Raw genomic sequence first — 24,191 nt, forward strand, 5'->3', positions numbered from 1 at the left:
GCCGTAGATTCCGGCACACAGTTCCGCTACATCGGGCGCCTCGTCGGTGACCTGCGCCGACCGGGCCCTCCTGCGGTGTAGCGGAAACGTTCGTTTGCGGCACAGGCTGCCGGTTCAGTCAGTGCTGTATAGTTCAGCACATGCTGAGCATTGCTACTCGCCTGGACGTGATGAACCGGTTGGGCCGGGCAATGGCCGACCCAACACGGTCACGGCTCCTGATGGCGTTGTTGGAGCGGCCCGCCTATCCGGCAGAGCTGGCACGCGACCTCGGGCTGACGCGCTCGAACGTGTCGAACCATCTGGCTTGCCTGCGCGACTGCGGCATCGTGGTCGCCGAGCCCGAGGGCCGCCAGACACGTTACGAGATCGCCGACCCGCACCTGGCACGGGCGCTCAACGCACTGGTCGAGGTCACCCTCGCCGTGAACGAGAACGCTCCCTGCATCGATCCTGCCTGCCCTGTTCCCGGGTGCGCCAACGCGGAGCCTGACGCGTGATCGTTTCCTCGGTCCTGCAGGCGATCGGCCTGTTCGTTGCCACCAACATCGACGACATCATCGTGCTCTCGCTGTTCTTCGCCCGGGGCGCAGGGCAACGCGGGACGACGGCCCGGATCACCGCAGGCCAGTACCTCGGGTTCGCCGGCATCCTGGGCACCGCCGTGCTCGTGTCACTGGGCGCGGGAGCATTCCTTCCTGAAGAAGCCATCCCCTACTTCGGGCTCATCCCCCTGGCCCTAGGCCTGTGGGCCGCATGGCGGGCCTGGCGCGGGAGCGACGACGATGACGATGACGCCAAGGTTGAGGGCAAGAACGTCGGCGTCTTGACCGTCGCCGCGGTCACCTTCGCCAACGGAGGAGACAACATCGGCGTCTACGTCCCGGTCTTCCTCAACGTGGGACCTGTAGCCGTGGTCGCCTACTGTGTCGTCTTCCTCCTGCTCGTCGCGATCCTCGTCATGCTGGCCAAGTTCATCGCCACGCGCCGACCGATCGCCGAAGTCCTCGAACGCTGGGAACACGTGCTGTTCCCGATCGTTCTGATCGGCCTGGGCATCGTCATCCTCGTCAGCGGCGGAGCCTTCGGCCTCTGACGCCCTGCCCCGGCCCACGACGCATCTCGGTTGAGAGACTGCACGCACGGAGCGAAGAGCTCCGAGGAGAGGCATGGTGGATAGCCGCGCCGGTGTTGCCATCGCGTGGCCGCGCTGGCAGATCTCGCGGTAGACCCGCGATCACCCCCTGGTTGTCGGCGCCAGCTGACCCGACCGCCACAGAACACCGACAAGGCCCCGCCACCTGAACGCCAAGACCACACACCAGGGCCATGCCGGCAACCGCGAGCAACGCTGCCGGTCGCTCTTCGCCTACACGCTGGAGTCCCTCCCGTGGGTTCCGGTTGCCCGTGGCGCGAGGAGCGATCTCGTCGTGCCGGCCGAGGCGTGGATCGACTCGCAGGAGACGCCGCGGCGCATCAAGGAGCGGATACCCCGCATCAGCGAGGCCATGTACCGGATGCGCGGCGGCACCGCCATGGCCAGCGCGCTCAACCTGATCGACGCCGCCCGGCCAACCGTCGATGACCTACTGGCGCTGCTCGACAGCGTGGCGGCCGAGGCCGATGAATCAGGCGGCACCAACCACGAGATCGAACTCGCCGCCCGATGGGTGCAGCGCACCCTCAACGATGTCCTACCCGACGCCATAGCGCCGAAACCCGAGCCGGAGACGGTCCGGCTACTGGCCACTCGCGACGGCTCGACGGCCTTCGTCGCACAGCCGCCCTACGCCGATGATCCGCTGCTGCGCGACACCTGGGAGAAGCAGAGCTATGTCCTTGCGGCCGAGTCCGGCCTCAACCGACTCGTCCGCTTCCTGTCACTCACGAGTCTCGACGGTGTCGTCGAGACCTCGCCAATCGCCTACGGACAGCACGCCGACGACGCTGCAGCGCGCGCTGTCTCGCAGCGGATCAATCGGCTCAAGCCGTACCTGTTGGCGCTAATCCGGGCAGAGAACCCGCGCGCGGAGGCGACAGCGCGACGTGCCTTGACAACGCTCGAACTCGTCGTCTGCGACGAGCTGGTTCTCCGATACCGCTACGACGGCGTCGAGGTCGAGCGCCGGGACGCCACCTGCCACATCGCCACGCCGCCCCAGCAGGTCGGGCGCAGGACTCGAGTGCTCGGCACCGCCTACCTTGAGCTCGATCCTGAAAGGGGTCACCCGTACTGGTTCCCCCTTGGACGCCAGCTGGCGCAGTTCCTTGGTGTCGCTCCGCTCGCCGACGCCGTGACCATGCTGCTCACCGCCACCGACGCCGACCGGGACCGCATGATGGCCGACCGGCAGATCCAGCAGCGGGACATCGACGAGGCGCGTGTCCAACTGAGGCTGCCGCCTGAAGAGAACGACCTCTTCAACGTCATCGACTCACTGATTGCGAGTGCCGAGGAAGGCCTCGTGCAACCAACTCCGCCGTCGGGCGCAGCTGTGCTCGCCCCGGCGGCGCCCTCGCCTTCGCCACCGCAACCACCAGCATTGCCCGCACCACCGGCCATCACGCCGCGAGCGCCGCAGCCGCCGCCGGCCCTCGACTACGCGCGGATCAGGGTCGTCGACGCCGCACCGGGCACGCTTGCGCCAACCACCCCGGCGACCGGCTATCGCGGCGGTGGCACTGGCGGCATGACCCCATGGACCTTCCAGAACCCTGAAGAAGACCGGCGCGTTGGTAGGCGCGGCGAGGAGGCCGTCTACAACGCCGAGCGGCTGCACCTCGAGTCAATCGGCAAGGACCCAGAGCTCGTGACTTGGGTGTCGCAGACGAACGAGACGGCGCCGTACGACATTCGTAGCGTCGCTGACGACGACCAAGTGATCTACATCGAGGTCAAGTCGACGAAGGGCCCGAACCCCAGCGAGCCATTCTTCATCTCACACAGCGAGCTGGTCGAAGCCGCCTACCGCGGCGAGCGCTACTACGTCTACCGCGTCACCAACGTCGACGCCGCGGTCCCCGATGTCGCGCGGGCGGCCAACCCACTCCAGTTGGTGCGCGAACAGCGAGGGCGGCTGCAGTTGGCGAAGGCGCAGATGTCCCTGACCTTCGACCTTCCGAACGACGACCGTTCCGAGGACGAGGGCGGCGCCGACCGTGAGGCATGAGAGGCCACGCACAGACCGAAGTCAATGCAGGCGTTGAAGAACGAACTCCCTCGGGCACCTGGTTTGGGCCTTCGACAGCCGCGGGCTTGAGGGCCGCGAAGAGCCGCGGAGCTCGGGAGTCTGCGCCGGCCGCGATCCGCCGCACCGCCCACTACGCGGCGCCGCCGGTAGGGCGCAGCAGGGCCAGAACGTCGTCGTGGCGTACGCGCACGATCCGCGCGCCGACTCGAACCGCGCGCAGGTCGCCGCGTGCGATCAGCTGGCGGACGAAGCGTTGGGTGACGCGGAGCTCGTCCGCGACCTCGGCGACGGTGACGAGCCCGGGCGCCGACTCGCGGTGTTGGATGTTGGACATCGTGGACCTCCTTCGAAGAACGGTGACGAACGAGGAGACGCTCCCCCCGATCGGTAGACCCAGCGATGACGGGTCCGCCCCGCCGTTGGCCCGCGGTCCGTGGTCGGCGTCACCACCGAGGCGGTCATCCGCCTCGAGGCGCTCTGGCGCGCCTGGGAGCACCTACGCCTGGACCCGACCACAGGCGCGTCAAGACGAACTTCGCCCGCTTCGGCTACGCCCTCATCCCGCTGGACGTCGCCGGGCACTTGGCGCACAACCTCTTCCACCTCCTCGCCGAGGGGAAGTCGGTCTACTACACGACCGCGGCACTCTTCGGCTCCACCGCGACGGGCGACCCGGCGCTGGTCAGTGCGCCCACCATCCAGCTGCTGCAGTTCGCCCTGCTCGCCCTCGGCATGGCCGGCTCCGTCTACACGGCCCGGCGCATCGCCCACCGGCGCTACCAGACCGCCACCCGCCGGCGGGCAACGCTCACTCCCTACGTGGCGATCATAGCCCTGCTAGGAGCGGTGAACGTCTGGCTCTTCCTGCTCCCCATGGCCCACCGGATGTGACCGCGACGAAGGTGCCCTCCCATCCACGGGACAACGAGCTCGACACCTGGAGTGTCCGGCCACGGAGCGACGGCGGGAGTCACACCTGACCCGCCGCGGGCTCGGTGTGGCAGGAGTCGTGGGCAAGCCGCTGAGCAGGACGACATCGAACGTTGATCAGCCGTGCGGCCTGATCTCCATCGCGGCACGGCACGGTTGTTCTTCACGAGGCCAGAGGCGCATGAGCGTCGTGGCGTGAGGTGGAGTCCCGATGAGCTTGAAGAGCCTGTCCATGAAGCTGTACCTGGGCATCGCGGTCGCCGCGCTGGTGGCCTGGGTCGCCGGAGTCCCGGGCCGGACCATCGTGTCGCTGGCAGCCGTCGGCTTGATGCTCGCGATGCATGCCGGTGGCCATGGTGGCCACGGTGGAGGTCCTCATGCCGGCCGGGGTGACGCCGGTGCGGGCACCTCAATACCTGGGCACACCGGCGCCGCCACGCCGGTCGCATCGACCGAAGCAGCTCACTACGCCCCTCACCTCCCCACCCAACGCGGATCGGATTCTCGCGGCTGCCACTGACGCGTCCACAACGCAGGGCGGGGTGGCTTCACCGAGTCTTGACCGTCCGTGAACCTGCAGCGCTGGTCGTGCAGGCCATCGTGGCTGCCGCACGCATCATGTCCGAAGAGAGGCAGCACGTGGCACGTCGACCAGCGAGAAGGCATCCCTCCGGAACAGGGCGCCCCGCGGTAGCGCCCCGATCAGCCGTGCCGCCGACTCCCCCCCAGCCTCCCCAGGGCGCTGACTCCTCACCGCGACCCGGCGCCACACACTCAGTACCGCTCACCTTTCCGCTGAGGGCGTCGGTTCCTCCGGCCGGAACGTCCCGCGCGCGGGTGCCCCTTGCCGCGGTACCCCTGCCACGAGCCAAGGCTCCTGGCGCCGGCGCCGGCGCCCGCCCGACCTCGCCTGCTACGCCGCCGACCAAGGTCCCTCCGGGTCCGGCCCCTTTGCCCCCGACGCAGCCGATGCCGAGGCTCGCGCAAGTTGGCGGTGCGGCGGGTACGGCGAGCGCGCTGGAGTTCATCACGTCACCCTCTGCCCTGGCCGATGTAGGGCCGCAGGCTCTGGGCCTCACCTACTGGTTCGACGCACCCATCACCGGCGGCGCTTACGACGTGGTCGTCCGCCTGACCGGCCGCCGGCTGGACGTCTCGGAGGCCCGCACCCCTGCCGATGACTTCGTCGCCCGGGCCACCCTGTCCGCGGTCCAGCCGGGCAGCGGGCGCACGTCGCTCACGCACCGCGTGGTCGGGAAGGCTCCAGGGAGGTGGCGCGTGACGGCCGAGGCCATCGCCATCCACAAGGGCGGTGACCGTTCCGACGTCGTGCGACTCCCATCCGCCGAGGCCGTCGGCACGTCCACGTTCGCGCTCGTCGCAACCATGCGGGCACCTGGCGTCGTGCTAGGTGCCTGGCCCGCGATGGTGGCCATCGGGGTCGTGCTGGCTCTGGTCCTCCAAGGCTTCCTGTCTCGGGTACACGGACTGGCCCCGGCTGAAGTGACGGTTCTCGCCCTCGTGGCCACCGCGTTGGGTGCCGTCGGCGCCAAGCTCTACTACCGGCTCACCCACATGCAAGAGCCCGGCAACCGGTCGCTCGCAGGCTTGAGCGTCCAGGGCTTCGTGATCACCGCGACGGCGACGTTCGTCATCGGCGGAACCGTCCAGGGCGTAGCGGTCGGACACCTGCTCGATGCCACCGTGCCCGCCCTCCTGGTCGGTCAGGCCGTCGGTCGGCTCGGGTGTCTCCTGGGTGGGTGCTGCGCCGGGGTCCCGACCCGCTCCCGGTGGGGCGTCTGGTCATCGGACCGACGCATCGGGACCCGTCGAGTGCCGGTACAGCTGATGGAGTCAGCTGCAGCCGGCGCGCTGGCGCTCATCACCACCGTCATCGCTTGGCTTGTACCCACGTCGTGGGGCGGCCTCCTCTTCGTCGGGGGCCTGGCCGCATACGTGGTCGTGCGCCAGGTCCTCTTTCCGCTGCGTGGCCTGCCCCGCGCGACCCGGCACGGACGCCGCGTCACGCTGGCTGTGGCCTTGATCGCCGCGACCGGCGCTCTGATGACGCCGTTGTTCGGGTAGGCCTTCAGCGTCGTGCCAGCTCCCCGGGTCAGCTGCGGACGAGCCGCGCGATGGCGTCGGCGGCTTCCTTGAGCTTGGCGTCCTTCTCGGGTCCCCGGGCCTGGGCTGCATCGACCAGGCAGTGGCCCATGTGGTCCTCGAGCAGGCTCAAGGCGACTGACTGCAGGGCACGGGAGGCGGCCGAGACCTGGGTGAGGACGTCGATGCAGTACTTGTCCTCTTCGACCATGCGGGCGATTCCCCGGACCTGGCCCTCGACGCGGCGTAACCGGAGGAGCAAGTCCTGCTTGGGGTCGGTGTCGGTCATCGGATCCTCCTCGCGAGCGTCATACCGCGTCGCCCCACCTGTCGAGTCGTCGGTGACGCCCCGAGGCTCGTCGGAGAGGCGTCGACCTCGAGTACCCCCGGTGGGTATGGCAGATCCAAGGTAAGCGCTGGCGGATGTCGAACGCGCTGCGGTAACGGTCAAGGCTCCATGAAGGCGTGGCCGGCGTGAGTTCCGAGACGTCCGGAAGGTGGGGCCCCTCGTCAGGCGGCCGGCGCGTCCGTTCCACCGTCGCACGGAGCACCGGGCTCCGGTGTCTGCTCACCCTGGAGGTAGCGGACCAGGAACGGCTCGAGACGCTCGTCGAACGCCGAGTCCAGCTCGACCTGGACGCCCCACGCGGTCGCGACGACGTCCGAAGCCAGGTCCTCGAAGGGGCTCACCAGCAGGTAGGGATTCTCCTCAGCGAGGATCCTCAAGGCGGCGACCTGCTCCTCCTCGAGCCCCGGCCTGTAAGTCACCCACACCGCGCCGTGCTCCAGGGAGTGGACGGCGTTCTCGCTGCGCACCGGCTGGTCGTAGAACTGGCAATTCTGCACCACCGGGTCGTGATCACCGCCGAGGGGCGGGAGCAGCTGGCCGGCCTCCTCGACCTCGATCGCCGGCGCATCCTGGTACGGGACGTCCTCGGTCACGTGCGTCGCCGAGGGGACCTCGACGACCTCCTCACCTTCGATGGGACCTTCGGCAGCCGCCTCGAGCCCGGACCTCTCCTGCTGAGCCTGCACGATGAGCACCGTGGCGGGCACCACGAGTGCCAGGGCGACCAGTGTGACGACGATCGCGATGAGGCGACTACGACGGCGGTCCGCACGCTCCTGAGCCGCCTTGATCTCCGCCACACGGGCCCGGCGCTCGTCCTTCGCGGCGGGTCGCTTCTGACCTGAACTCACGTGCACTCCTCTCGACGGCCGGCTCGGAGCGAGCCGACCCTTCGGGCATCAACGCACCAGCGCACCACGCGTGTTCCTGGGCGCCGCACGCCCGCGATGAAGTTCCGATGAAGAAGCGCCGGTGATCCCGTCAGGTCCGGACTGCAACGCGCGAGGTGGCGCGAGGATCCTCGCGTGTCCATGACCGCAGATCTGCGAGGCCCCGTCCACCGGGGCCTGACGCGCCATGCCGTCGCGGCCCCAGTCCCCACTCCACCGTCGTCCGACCGCTGATGGGCCTTCCGAGGGTCAAAGTGCCCGGACGGACGAGTCTCGTGCTGGCGGCCATCCTGCTGCCACTCATCGCTGCAACAGGCGCCGGCCTCGTGACGCTGTGGCCCACGGGCGAGGCCCACCGGACCGGCATCGTCGCCGTTGAGGCCGAGTACCCGACCGGACGCGTCATGTCCGCGACCAGCGACTCGTGCGGGGGCGAGAACGAGGACCGCCGACCCGACGGAAGCATCCCCGCCGCCGTCGCCTGCACCCAGGTCACCGCGCGTGTCACGAGCGGCGACGCCGAGGGACAGGAGGTTCAGATCTGGGCGCCCGCAACCGTGCGCGCCGCCGACGTCCCCGCCGGCACCGCGATCGTCCTAGTCCAGTACCTCGCCACGGACACCGAGCCGGAGGTCTGGGCGTGGTTCGACTACTCCCGATCCGTCCCGCTGGGCGCGCTGACCGTGGCATTCGCACTCATGGTCACAGCGGTCGCCGGTCTGCGCGGCGTGCGCGCCCTGGTCGGCCTCGCGGTGGCTTCTGTGGTGATCGCCACCTTCATGCTCCCGGCGCTGCTCGAGGGCAGAGACGCCCTGATGGTCGGACTCGTCGGATCATCGGCGATCATGTTCGTCGTCCTCTACATGGCGCACGGCTTCTCCAAGCGCACCACCACAGCGCTGCTCGGCACCTTCGGCGGACTGGCGATGACCGCGTTCCTGGGTGTCGTGGCCGCCCGGACCGCACACCTGACGGGCATCTCGACCGAGGAGAACTACCGCCTGGCCATGCTGACCGGGCGACTCGGGGGTGACGCGCTCCGTGGCCTCTTCCTCGCTGGGGTCGCCCTGGCGGGCCTCGGGGTCCTGAACGACGTCACGGTGACACAGGCGTCAGCGGTGTGGGAGCTGCGCGACGCCGACCCTGCAGCGACCCGCCGCAGCCTCTTCTCCCGAGCCATGCGGATCGGCCGCGACCACATCGCGTCTGCCGTCTACACGATCGCGTTCGCATACGCCGGAGCTGCGCTGCCCGTCCTGCTGCTCCTTGAGGTGTACCAGAGGCCGCTCTACCAGACCATCAGCAGCGGCGAGTTCGCCGAGGAGATCGCCCGGACGCTCGTGGGCTCGATCGGGCTGGTGCTGGCGATCCCCCTGACGACGCTCATCGCCGTGCTGGTGGCGACCACAGAGCCCGTGCGCCGTCGGCACGCAGTCGCAGCGCCGGGTGGGCACGGGCACGGGCACTGAAGCCCGCGCTTCGCTCGCGACGGCCGCCCCCGTCCTCGCCCCTCGCGTGTGCAGGATGCTGACAGCCCTTCATCGAACCTTCATGGATGACTGATCCGAGTGACGCGACGATGACGCAGGGTGGTGGGTGCACCGCGCCCCCAAGGCGCGCCGAGACCACCTGGGAGATGCCTTGCAGAAGAACGTACGGACCCTCGCGACCGCCTCCGGCATAGCCCTGGCCCTGACGCTCACCGCGTGCGGCGCACCCGCCGACGAGCAGGAGGGCGCCGGGAACGGGTCCACGGCACCGCCGGCGGCGGCGAGCGCCGACGCCGACAGCAGCGCGGCCCACAACGATGCCGACACCCAGTTCGCCCAGATGATGATCGTGCACCACGAGGGTGCCATCGAGATGGCGGAGCTGGCGGCGGAGAAGGGCGCGTCCCCGGAGGTACGCGAGCTGGGTGAGCGCATCGCGGGTGCACAGGGCCCGGAGATCGACCTGATGACCTCCTGGTTGCAGGCGTGGGACGAGGAGCTGCCGTCCGAGACCGACATGGGCGGCATGGACCACGGCAGCATGGAGATGGACGGCATGGACCAGGAGGCCGTGATGAGCGAGCTCACCACGCTGAGCGGCAGCGACTTCGACCGCCGCTTCCTCGAGCTCATGACCGATCACCACCGCGGAGCGATCGAGATGGCCGAGGAGCACCGTGCGGAGGGTGAGAACGCCGAGGCCGTCCAGCTGTCCGGGAAGATCATCGACGACCAGACCGCAGAGATCACAGAGATGACGAACCTGCTGGCCGACCTCTAGCTCACGCGATCGCACAGCGGTGCCTCGCTCGTGGGCCGGCTCGAGCGAGGCACCGCCGCGTCGCGGTCGCGAGCGATCCGGACGACGACGCATCTTCATCGAAGGTTGACCCCGCGTGCGGCGACCCTTGACGAGCAGGGCCGAGGCTGGCGTCGTCCGCGGACGACGACCTGTGCCTCCCGGCACAGGGTCGCGCGGCACGTCGCGGTGGGGATCCATGCAACCCGTTCTCTTCTCCGTCCTGGGGTTCGACATCCAGACCTACGGCCTGAGCAAGGCCGCTGCGGCCCTCGTCGCCGCCTTCCTGCTCGGGCGAGCCTTCGAGCGTCGCGGACTGGCGAAGGACTCGGCCCACGCGTTGGTCATGTGGGCCACGGTGTGGGGCTTCGCCGCCGCCAAGGCCTACTACCTCCTCGAACAGCTGCCGACCATCACCGCTCACGACCTGGGCGGAACGGGCTTCACCTGGTTCGGTGGGCTCATCGGCGGGGTCGTTGCGGCCTTGGTGGTGGTCCGGCGTCACAACCTGCCGCCGGGCCTGGTCGCCGGGCTGGCAGCGATCCCTCTGACCGTGGCCTACGGCATCGGCCGGATCGGGTGCCTGCTCTCAGGGGATGGCACGTACGGCCGGCCGAGCGACCTGCCGTGGGCCATGAGCTTTCCCGACGGGGTGGTCGCAACCGACGTGCCGGTGCACCCGACGCCGCTCTACGAGGCTCTCGCAGCCGGGCTCATCGCCGTGGCCCTGTGGCGCCTCGGGCGCCGCCTCGCCCCTGCCGCCCTCTTCGGCGCGTACCTCGTCCTCAGCGGCGTCGCGCGGTTCCTCGTCGAGCTCCTGCGGATCAACGAGCCGGTCCTGCTCGATCTCACCCAGCCTCAGCTGTGGTCACTGGTCAGCATCGCGGCAGGCGCCATCCTCGCCTTCCGGGTGACGGCGGCGGTGAGGGCGCTGCCCGCTGAGACGTCGCACCGGGAGGCGGTCGGCAGCGTGGACACGCTGACCTGACGATCCGACCTCGGAAGGAGTGGAGGCGGTGGACCTCGATCTGCTGGTCAGCGTCCTGCTCCGGCGAGCCGAGCTCACCCGGCACGACCGCTGGACGCGCGCCGAGCTCGAGAACCACCAGCAGCGCGCCCTAGCCGTGCTGCGACACCACGCCACCGCGCGCTCCCCCTTCTACGGCCGGCGCCATCGGGGCCTCGCCGACCTGCCCCTGGACGCGCTGCCGAGTGTGAGCAAGGGCGAGCTGATGGACCGGTTCGACGAGGTCCTGACCACGGGGCGCCTGAACGAGCTCTCCGACCCGCGTCACCCCTGAGCCCGGAGCCTTGCGGCTGCGGGCTGCCCTTCCGGGTCCTCGAAGCGGTCGAAGGACGTGAGCACGACGTCCTGAGCCTGCCGGGTCCGTCCGGGCCCGTGTCGATTCACCCGGGCGTCTTCCGCGCCGTGCTCGATGACTTGGATGCCGCCGCGTGGCAGGTGGTCCAGCACGGGGAGAGCGACCTGCGGGTGCTCGTCGTGCCCACGAGCACTCCCCTGTCGAGCGAGCACGTCCGGACCGCGGTCGACGACGCGCTGCGAGCTGCCGGTGCGGCTGTGAGCGTGAGCGTCGAGCTGGTCGACCAGATTCCTCGGACCGCCCTGGACAAGGCACGCCTGATCCGCCACGTGCCGGACTGAGGCTGACTGCATCAGGCACGCCGCGCCTTCGCACGGCGTGGTGCTGCATCTCTATGAAGCGCTGATGAAGGCGATGAAGTCCTTGTGCAGGTCGTGTCCAAGACGTCGCTGTCGAGGTGAACGAGACTTACCGTTGATACCCCCGCGGGTATCCCAAGGCCTCGAGCACTTCGAGGCTCGATGCCTGGGGTCGACGAGAGGGTTGAGCTCGATGAGAACGATGACGCGGTACTGGATGGACATGGGCGCGGGCATGGGCTGGGGCTGGCTGTTCGGGCTGCTCCTTCTGGCCGGCGTCGTGGCGCTGATCGTCCTGATCGTGCGCCTCGCCACCGACGGGAGCCGACGTTCCAGCGGGCACCAGGAAGCGGACTCGGCGCGGCATCGCGCTCGAGCGATCCTCGACGAGCGCTATGCCCGCGGCGAGATCGACACGGCGGAGTACGAGGAGCGCCTCAGAGTCATGCGAGGCGACGGGTAGTGGAGCCGCTCACCCGGCGTCAGGTGCTGCAGATGGGCACCCTCGGCGCGCTGAGCGTCGCGGTGGGAGGCGTGGGTGTCGCCCGGTATGGGGCGCCGTGGGCTCCCGCGGGCGTCCCCGGTGCAGCGACGGTCGCCGCGCCGCGGGGTCTCATGGAACCGGAGACGCTCCGCAGCACGAACGGCTTGCTCCGCGTGAACCTTGTCGCCGGCGAGCAGGAGGTCGTCCTGGCGGGACGCCGCGCTCGCGCCCTGAGCTACAACGGCCGTGTCCCGGGTCAGACCTGGCGGGTCCGGCCCGGCGACCGGATCGAGGTGAGCCTCGAGAACCGCCTCGGGTCACCGACCAACCTCCATACCCATGGTCTGCACGTGTCCCCGAAGGGCACCTCCGACAACGCGCTCCTGAGCATCGGCCCCTCGGAGACGTTCGACTATCGCTTCGACGTGCCCGCAGACCATCCCACCGGTGTCTTCTGGTACCACCCGCACCGGCACGGGCACGTCGCGGACCAGATCTTCGGCGGGCTCTACGGCACGATCCTCGTGGAGGACGAGGACGTCCCAGGCGCACGAGAGCGGGTGCTCGTGATCTCCGACATCTCACTCACGAGGACGGGCGAGGTCCGCGGTGCCAGCGCGGCCGAGCGGATGATGGGACGTGAAGGAGATCTCGTCCTGGTCAACGGCCAGCTCGAACCGACGATCACCGCACGACCCGGGCAGCGGGAACGCTGGCGTGTGGTCAACGCCTGCACCTCGCGCTACCTGCGCCTGGCCCTCCCCGGTCAGCAGATGCAGCTCCTGGGCATCGACTCCGGCCACGAGGCCACCCCGCGCGACGTCGACGAGGTCCTGCTGGCCCCAGGCAACCGGGCCGACCTCCTCGTCCGGATGCAGGCGGGGACGACCGAACTAGGCACGCTGGGACACGACCGCGGCGGCCCGATGATGGGCATGATGTCCGGGCAGAGCCCGTCAGGGCCGCGCACCCTCGCGAGACTCGTCGTGCAGGGCGACGGCACCGATGAACCGCAGCCCGCCGCACGCCGACCTGCAGACCCCGACCTGCGCCAGAGCAAGCCCGACCGCCGCCGCGAGATCACCTTCACCATGGGCGGTCACGGCGGGATGGGCGCCATGATGGCTCTCGGCTTCGACGGCCTGCCCTTCGACGCCGACCGGATCGACCAGAGCGTCGCGACAGGCTCGGTGGAGGAGTGGACCATCCGCAACCCGACGCCGATGGACCACCCGTTCCACCTGCACGTGTGGCCCATGCAGGTGATCGAGGTCAACGGCGCCAGCTCCGCCGAGCCGGTGTGGCGGGACGTCGTGAACGTCCCTGCCCGCGGCGAGGCCGTGGTCCGCATCCGGTTCGCGAGCTTCTCCGGAAGGACCGTGTACCACTGCCACATCCTCGACCACGAGGACGCGGGAATGATGGGGACCGTCGAGGCCTCCCCGCGTTGAGCTACGACGCCAGGAACTGTCCGGGGTCAGCCACGAAGCTCTTCTGGCAGCCCTTCGAGCAGAAGTAGTACGTCTGGCCTTCGTGCTCGGCGGCGGCAGCTGCCGTCGCAGGGTCCACCGTCATCCCGCACACGGGGTCGGTGAAGGTCGTCTCGCTGGTCGTCATGGCTGCGCACCCTTCTCGTCGGTCATGGTTCGAGTCTGGCCGTCGGCCGGCGCGGGCGCCTGTCGGCGGTCCCCGACGCCGTCGGCCGTCAACGCGTGATCACAGGTTCGGCAGCCCGCACCTGCTCCGCCGCTCGGGTCGGCCCAGGCACAGCCGCCGGCAGGCGCAGCCTCTTGAGGAGAAGGGCGTTGACGGCCACGATGACCGACGATCCGGACATCGACAGCGCGGCGATCTCCGGGCTCAACGACAGACCCATCGAGGGGTAGAAGACTCCGGCCGCGATGGGCAGCGCGAGCGCGTTGTAGCCGATCGCCCACCCCAGGTTCTGCCGCATCTTGCGCAGCGTCCCGCGGCCGATCCGGAGGGCCACCGGCACGTCCAGCGGATCCGACCGCATGAGCACCACGTCGGCGGTCTCGATCGCGACGTCCGTGCCGGCGCCGATCGCGATGCCGATGTCCGCCTTGGCCAGCGCCGGTGCGTCGTTCACGCCGTCGCCGACCATCGCGACGCGACGGCCGGCACGCTGCAGCTCGCCGACTTTCGCGGACTTGTCCCCCGGCAGGACCTCGGCGATGACGGTGTCGATCCCGAGCTGCCCGGCGATGCGCCGTGCGGTGGCCTCGTTGTCGCCGGTGAGCATCACGACCTCGATGCCCGCGTCATGCAGGGCGGCGACAGCCGCCGCAGCAGTGTCGCGGACAGCGTCAGCCAGGCCGATCACTCCGACCAGGCGCCCGTCCACGGCCACCAGGACAGACGTGCGGCCCGAGGCGGCCAGGTCGTCACGCCACTGGGACAAGGGCCCGGCCGGCACGCCTTCGGCAGCCAGCAGCCGCGGGTTGCCTACCAGCACACGGTGCCCGTCCACCGTCGCTGTCGCGCCGTGCCCGGGCACGTTGCGGAAGTCCGTCGCGGGCGGGACAGCCAGTCCCCGGTCGGCCGCGCGCGCGACGATGGCCAGCGCCAGAGGGTGCTCGGACTCACGCTCCACGGCGGCAGCCAGCGCCAGGACCTCGTCCTCCGGAAGCTCGTCGACCATGAGGTCGGTGACCTCGGGCTCGCCCTTGGTGAGCGTCCCGGTCTTGTCCATCACCACGGTGTCGATGCGGGCGGAGGTCTCCAGCGCCGTCGCGTTCTTGAAGAGAACACCCCGGCGAGCGCCCAGGCCGGTGCCCACCATGATGGCGGTCGGCGTGGCCAGACCGAGGGCGTCAGGGCAGGTGATGACGACCACCGTGATGGCGAAGAGCATGGCGGTCGGGACACTGGCCCCGGACAGCCACCAGGCCAGGAAGGTCCCCGTGCCCCCGATCAAAGCCACCAGGACGAGCCAGAACGCCGCCCGGTCTGCGAGCCGTTGCCCGGGCGCCTTGGAGTTCTGAGCCTCCTGGACCATCGCGACGATCTGCGCCAGCGCGGTGTCCGAGCCCACCTTGGCGGCCCGGACCCGCAGGCTGCCGGTGGTGTTGATCGACGCCCCGATGACCGTTGCCCCTGGGCCCTTGGCCACCGGCAGGCTCTCGCCCGTGACCATGGACTCGTCGATCTCGGACTCGCCCTCCTCGACGACGCCGTCCACGGGCACCTTCGCACCTGGCCGCACGAGCACGAGGTCCCCGACCACGACCTCGGCGGTCGGGATCTCGAGCTCTGCCCCGTCCCGCAGGACAACGGCGCGTGCCGGCGCAAGCTCCAGGAGCGTCCGCACGGCGTCGTTCGCGCCGCCGCGGGCCCGCATCTCGACCCAGTGCCCCAAGAGCACGAAGGTGGTCAGGACCGTGGCCGCTTCGTAGAAGACCTCGCCGCCACCGGTGAACGTCACACCCAGGCTGTAGAGCCACCCGGTGCCCACCCCGACAGCGACCAGGACCATCATGTCCAGCGTCCGCGCGCGTAGGGCCCGGTACGCGCCGTCGAAGAAGATCCACGCCGACCAGAAAATCACCGGCAGCGACAGCACGAGGGCGAAGACGTCGTCGCGCAGCCCGAAGGGGGTGTCCGCGGAGAACCCGACCAACTCCCGCCCGATCGGCGACCACAGGGTGATCGGGATCGACAGCAGGAGCGCGACGAGGAAGCGGTTGCGCATGTCGCGCGCCATCTCCGCCATCGACCCGCCCCCGTGGTGACCACCGTGACCCATCGCCTCGTGGGCTGACATCGACCCTGCTCGGGACCCCTGGTGCCCGGCGTGCGTCCCATGGTCATGCCCCGCGCCCGAGGTGACCGCTACGGCCTCTCCCCCGGTGCCGCCGGCGTCGTGGTGGTGCGGACCAGCAGGATCGGACTCCTCCTCCTCCATCGGCTCGCACACGTGCTGCGGCACGGACCGGCCCTGGCAGTGGTACCCGCACTCGGTCACCCACCCCACGAGCTGAGCCAAGCACGTGGCATCGGCGTCGTAGGTCACATTCGCCGTCTGCGACGATGCGCTGGCCTGCACGCCGAGGACTCCCGGCCGCCTCGCCAGAGCCCGCTCCACGATCGCCTCGGACGTCGCCCAGTGCAGGCCGCCCACCTCGAGGACCGTCGTCTCCACCTTCATGGTCGAAACCACCTCTCTGCCGGCCGACCAGGGGTAGTAATTACCCCCGGGGGGTATCTTTCGTCCGAGTAAACTCCGAAGGACCGGGCTCCGTTCCCATGGCTGATAGAGATTCGATGAAGAGCGCTCGTCAGGGACCGCGCAGGACGCCGTCGAGGCGTCCAAGCGCCAGCGGCTAGTCACTCGTGGCCCTCTTCCTCGTCCTGGTCCTCGTGCCCATCTTCGTCACCGTCGGCATAATCGGGAACCTCGATCTCCACGGTTGTCGGCATGCCCGCGGTCACTCGGCGAGAGCTGTAGGAGATCCCGTTGGGCATGTCGCCGACCGGGACCGTGGCCACGGCCAGTGGCGGCGTCGGCGCTGAGGTAGGCCACCATGCGAACGGCCCGGTCCCCCGTCAAGGGAACCGGGCCGACGACGAGCAACGCCAGGCGCTCAGTTGTGAGTGGTGACCTCCTCGCGCTGGTGGCCGGCACAGTCATGGCCTTCGCGGGCCGACTCGGCAACCGCCACGTCCGACGCGCCCGACTGGTTCGGGGACTCGCTGCGGCAGCACTGGTCCTTCATGCCGTTCTCCTGGCAACAACCGCTCATCGTCACTCCTTCTTCTCAGGTGGTGGTGCTGCTGTCTGGTGTGGTTCATCCGGTGCGGCTCCGTCTTCTAGAGCCGGCTCAGTGCCTCGTCGAGCAGGTCCTTCGGTTCGAGCCACATCGAGGGGTAGTTGCCGTACCACTGCTGGACGCCTTCGGCGTCGACGAGCACGAAGCCGTGCCCGGGCAGGCCCTCGTGCATCCCGGTGCCCAGGACGCCGTAGGCCTCGGAGGTCGTGCCGTCGTCCAGGAGGAACGGGGTCGTCACGCCCAGGCGTTCCCGGTCGGCGTTGATCTGGTCGGCGGTGTTCATCACGATCGGCAGCACGGTGATGCCGGCCTCGGCGAAGCCCGGCTCCTTCTCGATCTCGGCCATCTGCAGCAGGCACGAGTCGCAGCCGGCGCCCTCGTTGAAGTAGAGGATGACCGGTGATCCACGCAGCGAGGACAGAGACACCGAGCGACCGTCCGAGGTGGGCAAGGTGAACCCTGGCGCCGTTCGTGTGTCCGCTGAGACCACGGGGCGTGAGGTCAGCAGGGCCGCGGTCACCAGCGTGACGATGATGAGGAGACCGGCGCCCCAGGCAGCGAGACCGATGCGGCGGCGCCGCGCGGAGGCCCGCTCCTGCTCGTGCTTGATCTCGTCGAGCTTCTGCTGGCGTTCGGCAAGGCGGCGGGTGGCGGATCCTGAGGTCATCGCAGTGTTCCTTGGTCGGTGGTCGTGTCGTGGCAGGAAGGCGTCGCAGGAGTCGCCTCGTCGAGCGCGAGGGCACGGTCGGCCCGGCGGCGGCGTTCGGACAAGGTGGCCCACACGAACACCCCGACGAGGGCCAGCAGACCGAGCCCGAGGACGGGTTCGGGAACCGGGCTGACGAATCGCTGGACGGCAAGGAAGACATCGGTGAGCGTGCTGGCGGCCATGTCCTGTGCGCGGGTGCCGCCGGTCATGTCGGTGTCATCGGCGAGGGCGATGATGAAGACGCCCATGATCGCGAACCCGACGGCGACGGCGATGTTCACGGTGTTGGTCACCACCACGCGTCCGGCCACGCGCATCCGCACGAGCTTGGCGCGGAGGAGCTTCTTCTCGCCCAGCTTGGCCTTGTCCCAGATCAGGGCCATGACGAAGAGAGGGAAGACCATCCCGAACACGTACGCCAGGCCGAGAGCCAAGCCTCCGGCGGGTGAGCCCGACAGCACCGACAGCGTCATGACGCCGGCGAGCACCGGCGCGCAGCAGCTCGATGCGACCCCGGAGAAGACGCCGAGGGCGAAGAAGCTCGCTGAGTCCCCGCGGCTCGTGTCCGGTGCCCGAAGGACGCTCGGCAGCGACCACATCTTGCCCGAGAGGGCCAGCACCGCCAACGCGATCATGAGGAGGCCGCCGGCGATGTACAGGGGGCCGTGGTAGCGGGCGATGGCACCGGAGAGCAGGCTCATGCCGAGGGTGATGGGGACCAGGACGAGGGCGAGCCCGGCGGCGAAGATGAACGTCAGGGGCAGCAGCCGCCAGCGGCGGTTCTTGACCGCGCCGGCGAGGTAGCTGGGGGCGAGGAACACGATGCAGCAGGGGGCGAACAGGGCGACGCCACCGGCGAAGAACGCCGCGATGATGCTGCCCGTGGTCAGGAGCTCGGTGCCCATGTCACGCCCCCCGCAGCACGTCGTGCGGAGAGGCGTCGGAGTCTCGAGCGGCCAGCATCTTGAGCAGCTTCTTGCGCGGTAGGCGCCCGGAGCTGAAGAACCGACCGTCGATCAGGACGAGAGGGTTCATGGCCGGGCGGTGCCGGGCCGCCAGGAGTGCACCCTCGGTCGAGTCCAGCTCCACCACCTTGAGGTCGATCGGATGCGTGCCAGCCAGCTCGGTGAGCACCTGGATGGCGTCGTCGCAGTAGTGGCATGCCGGGGCATGGACGACTGTCACCTGCGCAGGCGACGTCGCTGTGTCGTTCACTGGGCTCTCCCTCGGTGGGCGTTCTGGCCGCTCTCAGGTTGGCCGCTGCGTGCTGGCCTCACGTCGCCGTTCGATCAACGTTCGATGAAGGCTGCTCGCTCAGGCGCTCGGAGGACGGGTCTGCGCGCCCCGGGAAGACACAATGGTCGTCATGGCCCAAGACAAGACGCCCATGCGACGTGCCCTGGTGGTCGACGACGAGGAGGCGCTGGCGAAGCTCGTCGCCGGCTACTTGGAGCGCGACGGCTTCGAGGTGCACACCGCGTTCGACGGGCCGGCGGGGGTCGAGGCTGCTCGCGCGGTCGACCCCGACGTCGTGGTGCTGGACCTCGGCCTGCCGCGACTCGACGGGATCGAGGTGTGCCGGCAGCTGCGTACGTTCTCCGACTGCTACGTGGTGATGCTCACCGCCCGCTCGGAGGAGATCGACACCTTGATCGGGCTCTCCGTGGGCGCCGACGACTACATGACCAAACCCTTCAGCCCCCGTGAGCTGCTCGCCCGCATCGGGGTGCTGATGCGCAGGCCCCGGCGCACATCGGGCGTCCTGGTCCCTCCCGCGGAGCCGTTGCGGATCGGTGGACTGTCCATCGACCTCCTCGCGCGTGAGGTGCACCTCGACGGCGAGGAGGTCCCGCTCACCCGGACGGAGTTCGACGTGCTCGCGGCGTTGGCCCGCAGCCCGCACGTCGTCTTCAGCCGGCGGGTGCTCATCGAGGCGGTCTGGGGCGACAACTGGGTCGGCGACGAGCACCTGGTGGACGTGCACGTGCTGCACGTGCGCCAGAAGCTCCGGGACACGGTGGAGGCTCAGCGCTTCATCCGCACGGTCCGCGGCGTTGGTTACCGGATCGGGACGGGCGGGTGACCCGGCGCGCCCGGACGACCGCCCCGGGCCTGGCCACACGCTTGCTGACGGCGCTGGCGCTGGTCGTGCTGGCCGGCGGCCTGACTGCCTGGATTGTCGCCGGTGCGATCGGGCCGGCCGTCTTTCACCAACATATGCTCCAGGCTGGCCTCAACGAGGAGGCCGCCGCTGTGCTGCACGCCGAGGAGGCCTTCCGCTCAGCGAGCACCATGGCCCTGGCGATCGCCCTCGCCATGTCGGTGATCGCATCCCTGGCGGTGAGCCTGTTCCTCACCCAGCGCATCGCCGGGTCGCTCGGGACGCTCTCCATGGCAACGTCCAGGATCGCGGCTGGCCATCTCGACTCGCGGGTGACCAGCCCTCGGCTGGGCGCCGAGTTCGAGCAGCTCGCTGCGTCCTTCAACAACATGGCGACCCAGCTGGAGGAGAGCGAGGCGCTGCGACGCCGGTTGCTGGCGGACGTCGCCCACGAGGTGCGCACTCCGGTGGCGGTTCTCGGGGCGTACTTGGAGGGCCTCGAGGACGGCGTCACGGAGCTGACGCCGCAGACGGTCGCCGTGCTGAGGGACCAGGGCGCGCGCCTGGCACGGCTGGCTGAGGACCTGGCCGCTGTCACTCGTGCCGAGGGCGGAGACCTCGCTCTGGTGCTCGAACCCACAACGGCGGAGGTCCTGGTCACCAGCGCCCGCGACGCGGCCCAGGACCGCTACGCCGGCGCCGGAGTCGCGCTCGAGGTCGACCTCGGGGCCGGACTACCGACCGTTGCCGTCGACCGGGCCCGGTTCGGTCAGGTGCTGGGCAACCTGCTGGACAACGCGCTGCGGCACACGCCCCGCGAAGGCACCGTAGTGATGAGCGCCGACCGCCTCGAGGACGGGCGTCTCCGCCTCGGTGTCGCGGATGACGGTGAGGGCATCGATGCCGACCACCTGCCGCATGTCTTCGAGCGCTTCTACCGGGTCGACACGGCCCGCGACCGAGACCACGGAGGTTCGGGCATCGGGCTGGCGATCGTCCGTGCGATCGTCCAGGCGCACGGAGGGACGGTCGAGGCGCACAGCGACGGCCTCGGAAACGGAGCGACCTTCGAGATCGTCCTGCCCGCTACGGTGCTGCGGCGAGCGTGAGGCTCACGCGGGTGAAGGGCGAGGGACGGCCCGACGGGTACCCCTCGCCCTTCATCCGTCAGCGGGCGACCCGCCCTTCCTGTGCGGGAGGCACCCAGGCGTTCTGATCGGCACGGGGGACGTCCTTCGTCTCGTCCGTGGCGCAGTGCGGACCGTGCTGGTGGGCCGCGCCGCCCTTCGCGCCCATGCCGCGACTCATCATGAACATCATGCCGACCATCATCAGCGGACAGGCGAGCAGGACCGCCCAGGGCAGTGCGTCACGGACGCTCACGCCGACCAGGAGGAGTACCACCAGGATCGCGCCCCCTCCGATGAGCATGTGCTTCAGGTGACCCTTCATCGACTTCCCTTCGTCCCGGCGGCCGTATGCCCGTCGAGCTCGTCACGGATCGACCGGTAGGCCTCAGGGGTGATCTCGCCGGAGGCCAGACGCGCGTCGAGCAGCACCCGCGGGTCGCTCGGCACCTGAGCCGGGAAGAGCCGACCGACCGCCCACAGGACGAGCCCCACCACGACCACCCAGAAGATGATCATCGAGACCCAGCCACCCGCACTCATCTGCGTGCACCACGGACCCATCGCGATCTCCCACCATTCGATCAGGCACCGGGTGGCGCCCGAGGTCAACCCTCATCAGCCGGCATCAAGAACCGAGCGCCGATCCATGAAGAGTCGCTGAAGATCCCCTCGAAGGGCCCTATGCCCCGAGTCTTCCGGCCCGACAGCCGGTTAGCGTCGTCGAACGCCCCCAGCGGAACCGCTGCGCCGGGCCCGGCACCCTGACCTCCGACGAAGGGCACTTCCATGACCACCACGTATGACGTAGCGGGGATGACCTGCGGACACTGCGTCGCGTCCATCACCAAGGAGGTGGTCAAGGTGGAGGGCGTCCAGCTCGTGAAGGTCGACCTGGAGACCGGACGCGTGACGATCACCAGCGACATGCCTGTCGACTCGGCCCTCGTGGCGGCCGCGGTCGATGAGGCCGGCTACGCAGTCACGGGAGTGAGCTCGTGAAGGGCGGCGCCATGGCGCGTCTGGGCGCTTACGCGCTCGGGCTGGGGCTGGTCTTCGCAGCATCGCTCGCACTCGGCAACGCGATCGGAGGTTGACGACGACCATGACGACCACCGGTACCACGAGCCCGAACGACTCGACCGAGACGACGTCCTCGGTCGAGCTCGCCATCGGCGGCATGACCTGCGCCTCCTGCGCGGCCCGCATCGAGAAGAAGCTCAACAAGATCGACGGCGTCAGCGCGAGTGTGAACTTCGCGATGGAATCGGCCAAGGTCCGCTTTCCGCCCGCGATCTCGCTCGACCAGCTCATCCGGGCCGTCGAGGACGCCGGCTACACGGCGGCCCCGCCGGCGCCACCTGAGGCCCCGCAGGGGGAGGGAGCCAGCACCCGGGCAGACGCGGGTCCGACGTCCGAGGACCCGGTCGACAGCCTGCGTCGACGCCTGGTGATCTCGGCCGTGCTGACCGTGCCTGTGCTGGCGCTGGCCATGGTGCCACCGCTGCAGTTCGACAACTGGCAGTGGCTGTCCCTCACGCTCGCGGCGCCGGTCGTGGTGTGGGGCGCGCTGCCGTTCCATCGCGCCGCCTGGAAGAACCTGCGGCACGCGACCGCGACCATGGACACCCTGATCTCCATGGGGGTCCTGGCGGCGTTCGCCTGGTCCCTCTGGGCGCTGTTCCTGGGCGAGGCAGGCATGCCCGGTATGCGGATGGACTTCACGCTCTTCCCCGAGCCAGGTGCCGGCTCCTCCGAGATCTACCTCGAGATCGCCGCGGCCCTGGCCGTGTTCATCCTCCTGGGTCGCTACTTCGAGGCCCATGCCAAGCGCCGCTCCGGTGCTGCGCTGCGGGCTCTTCTCGAGCTCGGCGCCAAGGACGTGGCGATCCTCCGGCCGGGACCCGACGGCCAGGTCGAGGTCCGGGTACCGATCGAGCAGCTCGGCGTCGGGGACCGGTTCGTGATTCGGCCCGGGGAGAAGGTCGCCACGGATGGCGTGGTCGTGGAGGGCACCTCCGCGATCGACGCGGCGCTGCTGACCGGAGAGTCCGTCCCCGTCGAGGTGGGGCCCGGTGACCCGGTCACCGGTGCAACCGTCAACGCCGGCGGGCGGCTCGTGGTCGAGGCCACCCGGGTGGGTGCCGACACCAAGCTCGCCCAGATCGCGCGCCTGGTCGTGGACGCGCAGTCCGGCAAGGCCGCGGTCCAGCGGCTCGCCGACCGGCTCTCCGCGGTGTTCGTGCCGATCGTCATCGCCCTGTCGGTCGGCACCCTGGGCTTCTGGCTCGGCCTGACCGGTGACGTCGTCTCGGCGTTCACCGCCGCCGTCGCCGTGCTGATCATCGCCTGCCCGTGCGCCCTGGGCCTGGCCACTCCGACCGCATTGCTCGTCGGCACGGGCCGCGGCGCCCAGCTCGGTGTGCTCATCAAGGGCCCCGAGGTGCTGGAGTCCACCCGGAAGGTGGACACCATCGTCCTGGACAAGACCGGGACCGTGACCACCGGCCGCATGTCTCTCGTCCATGTGGTGCCTGCGGACGGAGCCGAAGCAGGTGAGGCGCTGTACCTCGCCGCAACTCTCGAGAACGCCTCCGAGCACCCCATCGCCGCAGCGATCGCCGCAGGCGCCACGGATCTGGGAGTCGTCCTGGGATCGGTGTCCGAGTTCGCCAACACGGCGGGCCGCGGTGTGACCGGCACCGTCGAGGGCCGACGAGTCCTCGCGGGCCGCGCCTCCTGGCTGGAGGACGAGGGCTTGGCGGTGCCTGCGGAGCTGTCCGCAGCGATCGACGAAGCCGAGGCGGCCGGACGCACCGCGGTGACGGTCGGCTGGGAAGGCAGCGCACGCGCGGTCCTGGTCGTCTCCGACACCATCAAGCCCACCTCGGTCGAGGCGATCAGTCAGCTCAGGAGCCTCGGGCTGACCCCCATCCTCCTCACCGGCGACAACACGCGCGCCGCGCAGGCCGTGGCCGCCCAGCTCGGCGTCACCGACGTGATCGCCGAGGTCCTGCCCGAGGACAAGGTGGCTGTGGTCACCCGCCTGCAGGGTGAGGGGCGCGTGGTCGCGATGGTGGGCGACGGCGTCAACGATGCCGCCGCCCTTGCCCAGGCCGACCTGGGCCTGTCCATGGGTACCGGCACCGACGCCGCCATCGAGGCCTCGGACCTGACCCTGGTCCGGGGAGACCTCCGCTCGGCGGCCGACGCGATCCGCCTGGCCCGCCGGACCCTGTCCACCATCAAGGGGAACCTCTTCTGGGCCCTGGCCTACAACGTCGCCGCGATCCCGCTGGCTGCCTCCGGCCGACTCAACCCCTTGATCGCCGGGGCCGCGATGGCGTTCTCGAGCGTCTTCGTGGTGTCCAACTCGCTGCGGCTGCGCAAGTTCGCCGCCTGGTCGCAGCAAACCCCCTAGGACCGCTGACCGGTCGCCCCTGCCCCCTGGGACGACCGGTCAGCCCACCTGAACCGCCCCGGCGTGTCCGGAGACTCACTGGTGTGAGACCTCCGCTGTTGGCGTGAGGCTGTGGGCAGCGTAGTA

General features: G+C 69.8%; 27 protein-coding genes and 1 pseudogene. 18 read left to right on the forward strand and 10 right to left on the reverse strand.

Annotated features, from left to right (window positions below; all coding sequences use genetic code 11):
* The first annotated feature begins 140 nt into the window (after positions 1-140).
* The 3 genes from cmtR to FZ988_RS15255 all read left to right on the forward strand — a co-directional run bounded on the left by cmtR (position 141) and on the right by FZ988_RS15255 (position 3,170).
* Positions 141-500, forward strand: coding sequence for a Cd(II)/Pb(II)-sensing metalloregulatory transcriptional regulator CmtR (gene cmtR / locus FZ988_RS15245; protein ID WP_090034559.1), 360 nt, complete (start codon positions 141-143; stop codon positions 498-500).
* Positions 497-1,096, forward strand: a complete 600-nt coding sequence (locus tag FZ988_RS15250; RefSeq protein WP_013115601.1) for a cadmium resistance transporter — start codon at positions 497-499, stop codon at positions 1,094-1,096. The genes cmtR and FZ988_RS15250 overlap by 4 nt, the downstream gene beginning before the upstream one ends.
* 334 nt (positions 1,097-1,430) lie before the next feature.
* Positions 1,431-3,170 carry a protein NO VEIN domain-containing protein gene (locus FZ988_RS15255; protein ID WP_149204884.1) on the forward strand — a complete coding sequence of 580 codons (1,740 nt, stop codon included), beginning with the start codon at positions 1,431-1,433 and terminating at the stop codon, positions 3,168-3,170.
* A 151-nt stretch (positions 3,171-3,321) separates the two neighbouring features.
* Here the strand turns inward: FZ988_RS15255 and FZ988_RS15260 are convergent, their stop codons facing one another.
* Positions 3,322-3,525, reverse strand: coding sequence for a helix-turn-helix domain-containing protein (locus FZ988_RS15260; protein ID WP_149204885.1), 204 nt, complete (start codon positions 3,523-3,525; stop codon positions 3,322-3,324).
* Between the two features lie 99 nt (positions 3,526-3,624).
* Between FZ988_RS15260 and FZ988_RS19040 the strand changes: the two are divergent.
* The 4 genes and pseudogenes from FZ988_RS19040 to FZ988_RS15280 all read left to right on the forward strand — a co-directional run.
* Positions 3,625-3,681 (forward strand): annotated as a pseudogene (locus FZ988_RS19040) (hypothetical protein); the annotation flags it as partial.
* A 92-nt stretch (positions 3,682-3,773) separates the two neighbouring features.
* Positions 3,774-4,082, forward strand: coding sequence for a hypothetical protein (locus FZ988_RS15270; RefSeq protein ID WP_246169558.1), 309 nt, complete (start codon positions 3,774-3,776; stop codon positions 4,080-4,082).
* A 250-nt stretch (positions 4,083-4,332) separates the two neighbouring features.
* The gene (locus FZ988_RS15275) at positions 4,333-4,641 is read left to right on the forward strand and encodes a hypothetical protein (protein WP_149204886.1); all 309 of its coding nucleotides are present in this window, start codon (positions 4,333-4,335) and stop codon (positions 4,639-4,641) included.
* A gap of 758 nt (positions 4,642-5,399) precedes the next feature.
* On the forward strand, positions 5,400-6,206 hold the full coding sequence (locus tag FZ988_RS15280) for a prolipoprotein diacylglyceryl transferase family protein (RefSeq protein ID WP_149204887.1): 807 nt from the start codon (positions 5,400-5,402) through the stop codon (positions 6,204-6,206).
* A 28-nt stretch (positions 6,207-6,234) separates the two neighbouring features.
* Here FZ988_RS15280 and FZ988_RS15285 read toward each other — a convergent pair whose 3' ends face one another.
* Together FZ988_RS15285 and FZ988_RS15290 are read right to left on the reverse strand one after the other, a co-directional pair.
* On the reverse strand, positions 6,235-6,513 hold the full coding sequence (locus FZ988_RS15285) for a metal-sensitive transcriptional regulator (protein ID WP_149204888.1): 279 nt from the start codon (positions 6,511-6,513) through the stop codon (positions 6,235-6,237).
* 221 nt (positions 6,514-6,734) lie between these two features.
* Positions 6,735-7,424 (reverse strand): thioredoxin-like domain-containing protein, encoded by a 690-nt coding sequence (locus tag FZ988_RS15290; protein WP_223145155.1) that lies wholly within the window; start codon positions 7,422-7,424, stop codon positions 6,735-6,737.
* Between the two features lie 314 nt (positions 7,425-7,738).
* Between FZ988_RS15290 and FZ988_RS15295 the strand changes: the two genes are divergently transcribed.
* The 7 genes from FZ988_RS15295 (at position 7,739) to FZ988_RS15325 (ending at position 13,368) form a co-directional block, all read left to right on the forward strand.
* Positions 7,739-8,932, forward strand: a complete 1,194-nt coding sequence (locus FZ988_RS15295; protein ID WP_246169552.1) for a YibE/F family protein — start codon at positions 7,739-7,741, stop codon at positions 8,930-8,932.
* 172 nt (positions 8,933-9,104) lie between these two features.
* Positions 9,105-9,734: a DUF305 domain-containing protein gene (locus tag FZ988_RS15300; RefSeq protein ID WP_149204890.1), complete on the forward strand. Its 630-nt coding sequence runs from the start codon at positions 9,105-9,107 to the stop codon at positions 9,732-9,734.
* Between the two features lie 217 nt (positions 9,735-9,951).
* Complete coding sequence (locus FZ988_RS15305) at positions 9,952-10,740, forward strand: prolipoprotein diacylglyceryl transferase (protein ID WP_149204891.1); 789 nt, start codon at positions 9,952-9,954, stop codon at positions 10,738-10,740.
* A gap of 28 nt (positions 10,741-10,768) precedes the next feature.
* On the forward strand, positions 10,769-11,053 hold the full coding sequence (locus tag FZ988_RS15310; RefSeq protein ID WP_149204892.1) for a hypothetical protein: 285 nt from the start codon (positions 10,769-10,771) through the stop codon (positions 11,051-11,053).
* Positions 11,054-11,181: 128 nt separating this feature from the next.
* Complete coding sequence (locus FZ988_RS15315) at positions 11,182-11,415, forward strand: hypothetical protein (protein WP_149204893.1); 234 nt, start codon at positions 11,182-11,184, stop codon at positions 11,413-11,415.
* Between the two features lie 211 nt (positions 11,416-11,626).
* Positions 11,627-11,896: an SHOCT domain-containing protein gene (locus FZ988_RS15320; protein ID WP_246169553.1), complete on the forward strand. Its 270-nt coding sequence runs from the start codon at positions 11,627-11,629 to the stop codon at positions 11,894-11,896.
* A 32-nt stretch (positions 11,897-11,928) separates the two neighbouring features.
* Positions 11,929-13,368 carry a multicopper oxidase family protein gene (locus tag FZ988_RS15325; RefSeq protein ID WP_246169554.1) on the forward strand — a complete coding sequence of 480 codons (1,440 nt, stop codon included), beginning with the start codon at positions 11,929-11,931 and terminating at the stop codon, positions 13,366-13,368.
* 1 nt (position 13,369) lies between these two features.
* Here the strand turns inward: FZ988_RS15325 and FZ988_RS15330 are convergent, their stop codons facing one another.
* From FZ988_RS15330 to FZ988_RS15350, 5 genes are all read right to left on the reverse strand, one after another.
* Entirely contained in the window at positions 13,370-13,534 is a 165-nt protein-coding gene (locus tag FZ988_RS15330) for a YHS domain-containing protein (RefSeq protein WP_149204895.1), read from the reverse strand.
* A gap of 88 nt (positions 13,535-13,622) precedes the next feature.
* Positions 13,623-16,085: a heavy metal translocating P-type ATPase gene (locus FZ988_RS15335; RefSeq protein ID WP_149204896.1), complete on the reverse strand. Its 2,463-nt coding sequence runs from the start codon at positions 16,083-16,085 to the stop codon at positions 13,623-13,625.
* 662 nt (positions 16,086-16,747) lie between these two features.
* Positions 16,748-17,374, reverse strand: coding sequence for a peroxiredoxin family protein (locus FZ988_RS15340; RefSeq protein ID WP_149204897.1), 627 nt, complete (start codon positions 17,372-17,374; stop codon positions 16,748-16,750).
* Entirely contained in the window at positions 17,371-18,321 is a 951-nt protein-coding gene (locus FZ988_RS15345; RefSeq protein ID WP_149204898.1) for a cytochrome c biogenesis CcdA family protein, read from the reverse strand. Before FZ988_RS15345 ends, FZ988_RS15340 begins: the two co-directional genes overlap by 4 nt.
* Before the next feature lies 1 nt (position 18,322).
* Positions 18,323-18,631 (reverse strand): thioredoxin family protein, encoded by a 309-nt coding sequence (locus FZ988_RS15350; RefSeq protein WP_149204899.1) that lies wholly within the window; start codon positions 18,629-18,631, stop codon positions 18,323-18,325.
* A gap of 142 nt (positions 18,632-18,773) precedes the next feature.
* Between FZ988_RS15350 and FZ988_RS15355 the strand changes: the two genes are divergently transcribed.
* Positions 18,774-19,499, forward strand: coding sequence for a response regulator (locus FZ988_RS15355; RefSeq protein WP_149204900.1), 726 nt, complete (start codon positions 18,774-18,776; stop codon positions 19,497-19,499).
* The gene (locus tag FZ988_RS15360) at positions 19,496-20,626 is read left to right on the forward strand and encodes a sensor histidine kinase (RefSeq protein WP_149204901.1); all 1,131 of its coding nucleotides are present in this window, start codon (positions 19,496-19,498) and stop codon (positions 20,624-20,626) included. Before FZ988_RS15355 ends, FZ988_RS15360 begins: the two co-directional genes overlap by 4 nt.
* A gap of 58 nt (positions 20,627-20,684) precedes the next feature.
* On the opposite strand, the gene FZ988_RS15365 is transcribed toward FZ988_RS15360, so the two are convergent.
* Together FZ988_RS15365 and FZ988_RS15370 are read right to left on the reverse strand one after the other, a co-directional pair.
* Positions 20,685-20,969 carry a DUF2933 domain-containing protein gene (locus FZ988_RS15365; protein ID WP_149204902.1) on the reverse strand — a complete coding sequence of 95 codons (285 nt, stop codon included), beginning with the start codon at positions 20,967-20,969 and terminating at the stop codon, positions 20,685-20,687.
* The gene (locus tag FZ988_RS15370) at positions 20,966-21,187 is read right to left on the reverse strand and encodes a hypothetical protein (RefSeq protein WP_246169555.1); all 222 of its coding nucleotides are present in this window, start codon (positions 21,185-21,187) and stop codon (positions 20,966-20,968) included. Before FZ988_RS15370 ends, FZ988_RS15365 begins: the two co-directional genes overlap by 4 nt.
* Positions 21,188-21,433: 246 nt before the next feature.
* Between FZ988_RS15370 and FZ988_RS15375 the strand changes: the two genes are divergently transcribed.
* Together FZ988_RS15375 and FZ988_RS15380 are read left to right on the forward strand one after the other, a co-directional pair.
* Entirely contained in the window at positions 21,434-21,646 is a 213-nt protein-coding gene (locus FZ988_RS15375; RefSeq protein WP_149204904.1) for a heavy-metal-associated domain-containing protein, read from the forward strand.
* 103 nt (positions 21,647-21,749) lie between these two features.
* Complete coding sequence (locus FZ988_RS15380; protein WP_149204905.1) at positions 21,750-24,065, forward strand: heavy metal translocating P-type ATPase; 2,316 nt, start codon at positions 21,750-21,752, stop codon at positions 24,063-24,065.
* Positions 24,066-24,191: the final 126 nt, after the last annotated feature.

This window comes from Actinotalea subterranea (genome assembly GCF_008364845.1).
GTDB classification, from domain to species: Bacteria; Actinomycetota; Actinomycetes; order Actinomycetales; family Cellulomonadaceae; genus Actinotalea; species Actinotalea subterranea.

Coding starts and splice junctions, on each gene's coding strand:
- cmtR (WP_090034559.1), top strand. CDS start 141: ATGCTGAGCATTGCTACTCGCCTGGACGTGATGAACCGGTTGGGCCGG.
- FZ988_RS15260 (WP_149204885.1), bottom strand. CDS start 3,525: ATGTCCAACATCCAACACCGCGAGTCGGCGCCCGGGCTCGTCACCGTC.
- FZ988_RS15275 (WP_149204886.1), top strand. CDS start 4,333: ATGAGCTTGAAGAGCCTGTCCATGAAGCTGTACCTGGGCATCGCGGTC.
- FZ988_RS15285 (WP_149204888.1), bottom strand. CDS start 6,513: ATGACCGACACCGACCCCAAGCAGGACTTGCTCCTCCGGTTACGCCGC.
- FZ988_RS15305 (WP_149204891.1), top strand. CDS start 9,952: ATGCAACCCGTTCTCTTCTCCGTCCTGGGGTTCGACATCCAGACCTAC.
- FZ988_RS15320 (WP_246169553.1), top strand. CDS start 11,627: ATGAGAACGATGACGCGGTACTGGATGGACATGGGCGCGGGCATGGGC.
- FZ988_RS15325 (WP_246169554.1), top strand. CDS start 11,929: ATGGGCACCCTCGGCGCGCTGAGCGTCGCGGTGGGAGGCGTGGGTGTC.
- FZ988_RS15330 (WP_149204895.1), bottom strand. CDS start 13,534: ATGACGACCAGCGAGACGACCTTCACCGACCCCGTGTGCGGGATGACG.
- FZ988_RS15335 (WP_149204896.1), bottom strand. CDS start 16,085: ATGAAGGTGGAGACGACGGTCCTCGAGGTGGGCGGCCTGCACTGGGCG.
- FZ988_RS15340 (WP_149204897.1), bottom strand. CDS start 17,374: ATGACCTCAGGATCCGCCACCCGCCGCCTTGCCGAACGCCAGCAGAAG.
- FZ988_RS15345 (WP_149204898.1), bottom strand. CDS start 18,321: ATGGGCACCGAGCTCCTGACCACGGGCAGCATCATCGCGGCGTTCTTC.
- FZ988_RS15355 (WP_149204900.1), top strand. CDS start 18,774: ATGGTCGTCATGGCCCAAGACAAGACGCCCATGCGACGTGCCCTGGTG.
- FZ988_RS15365 (WP_149204902.1), bottom strand. CDS start 20,969: ATGAAGGGTCACCTGAAGCACATGCTCATCGGAGGGGGCGCGATCCTG.
- FZ988_RS15370 (WP_246169555.1), bottom strand. CDS start 21,187: ATGAGTGCGGGTGGCTGGGTCTCGATGATCATCTTCTGGGTGGTCGTG.
- FZ988_RS15375 (WP_149204904.1), top strand. CDS start 21,434: ATGACCACCACGTATGACGTAGCGGGGATGACCTGCGGACACTGCGTC.
- FZ988_RS15380 (WP_149204905.1), top strand. CDS start 21,750: ATGACGACCACCGGTACCACGAGCCCGAACGACTCGACCGAGACGACG.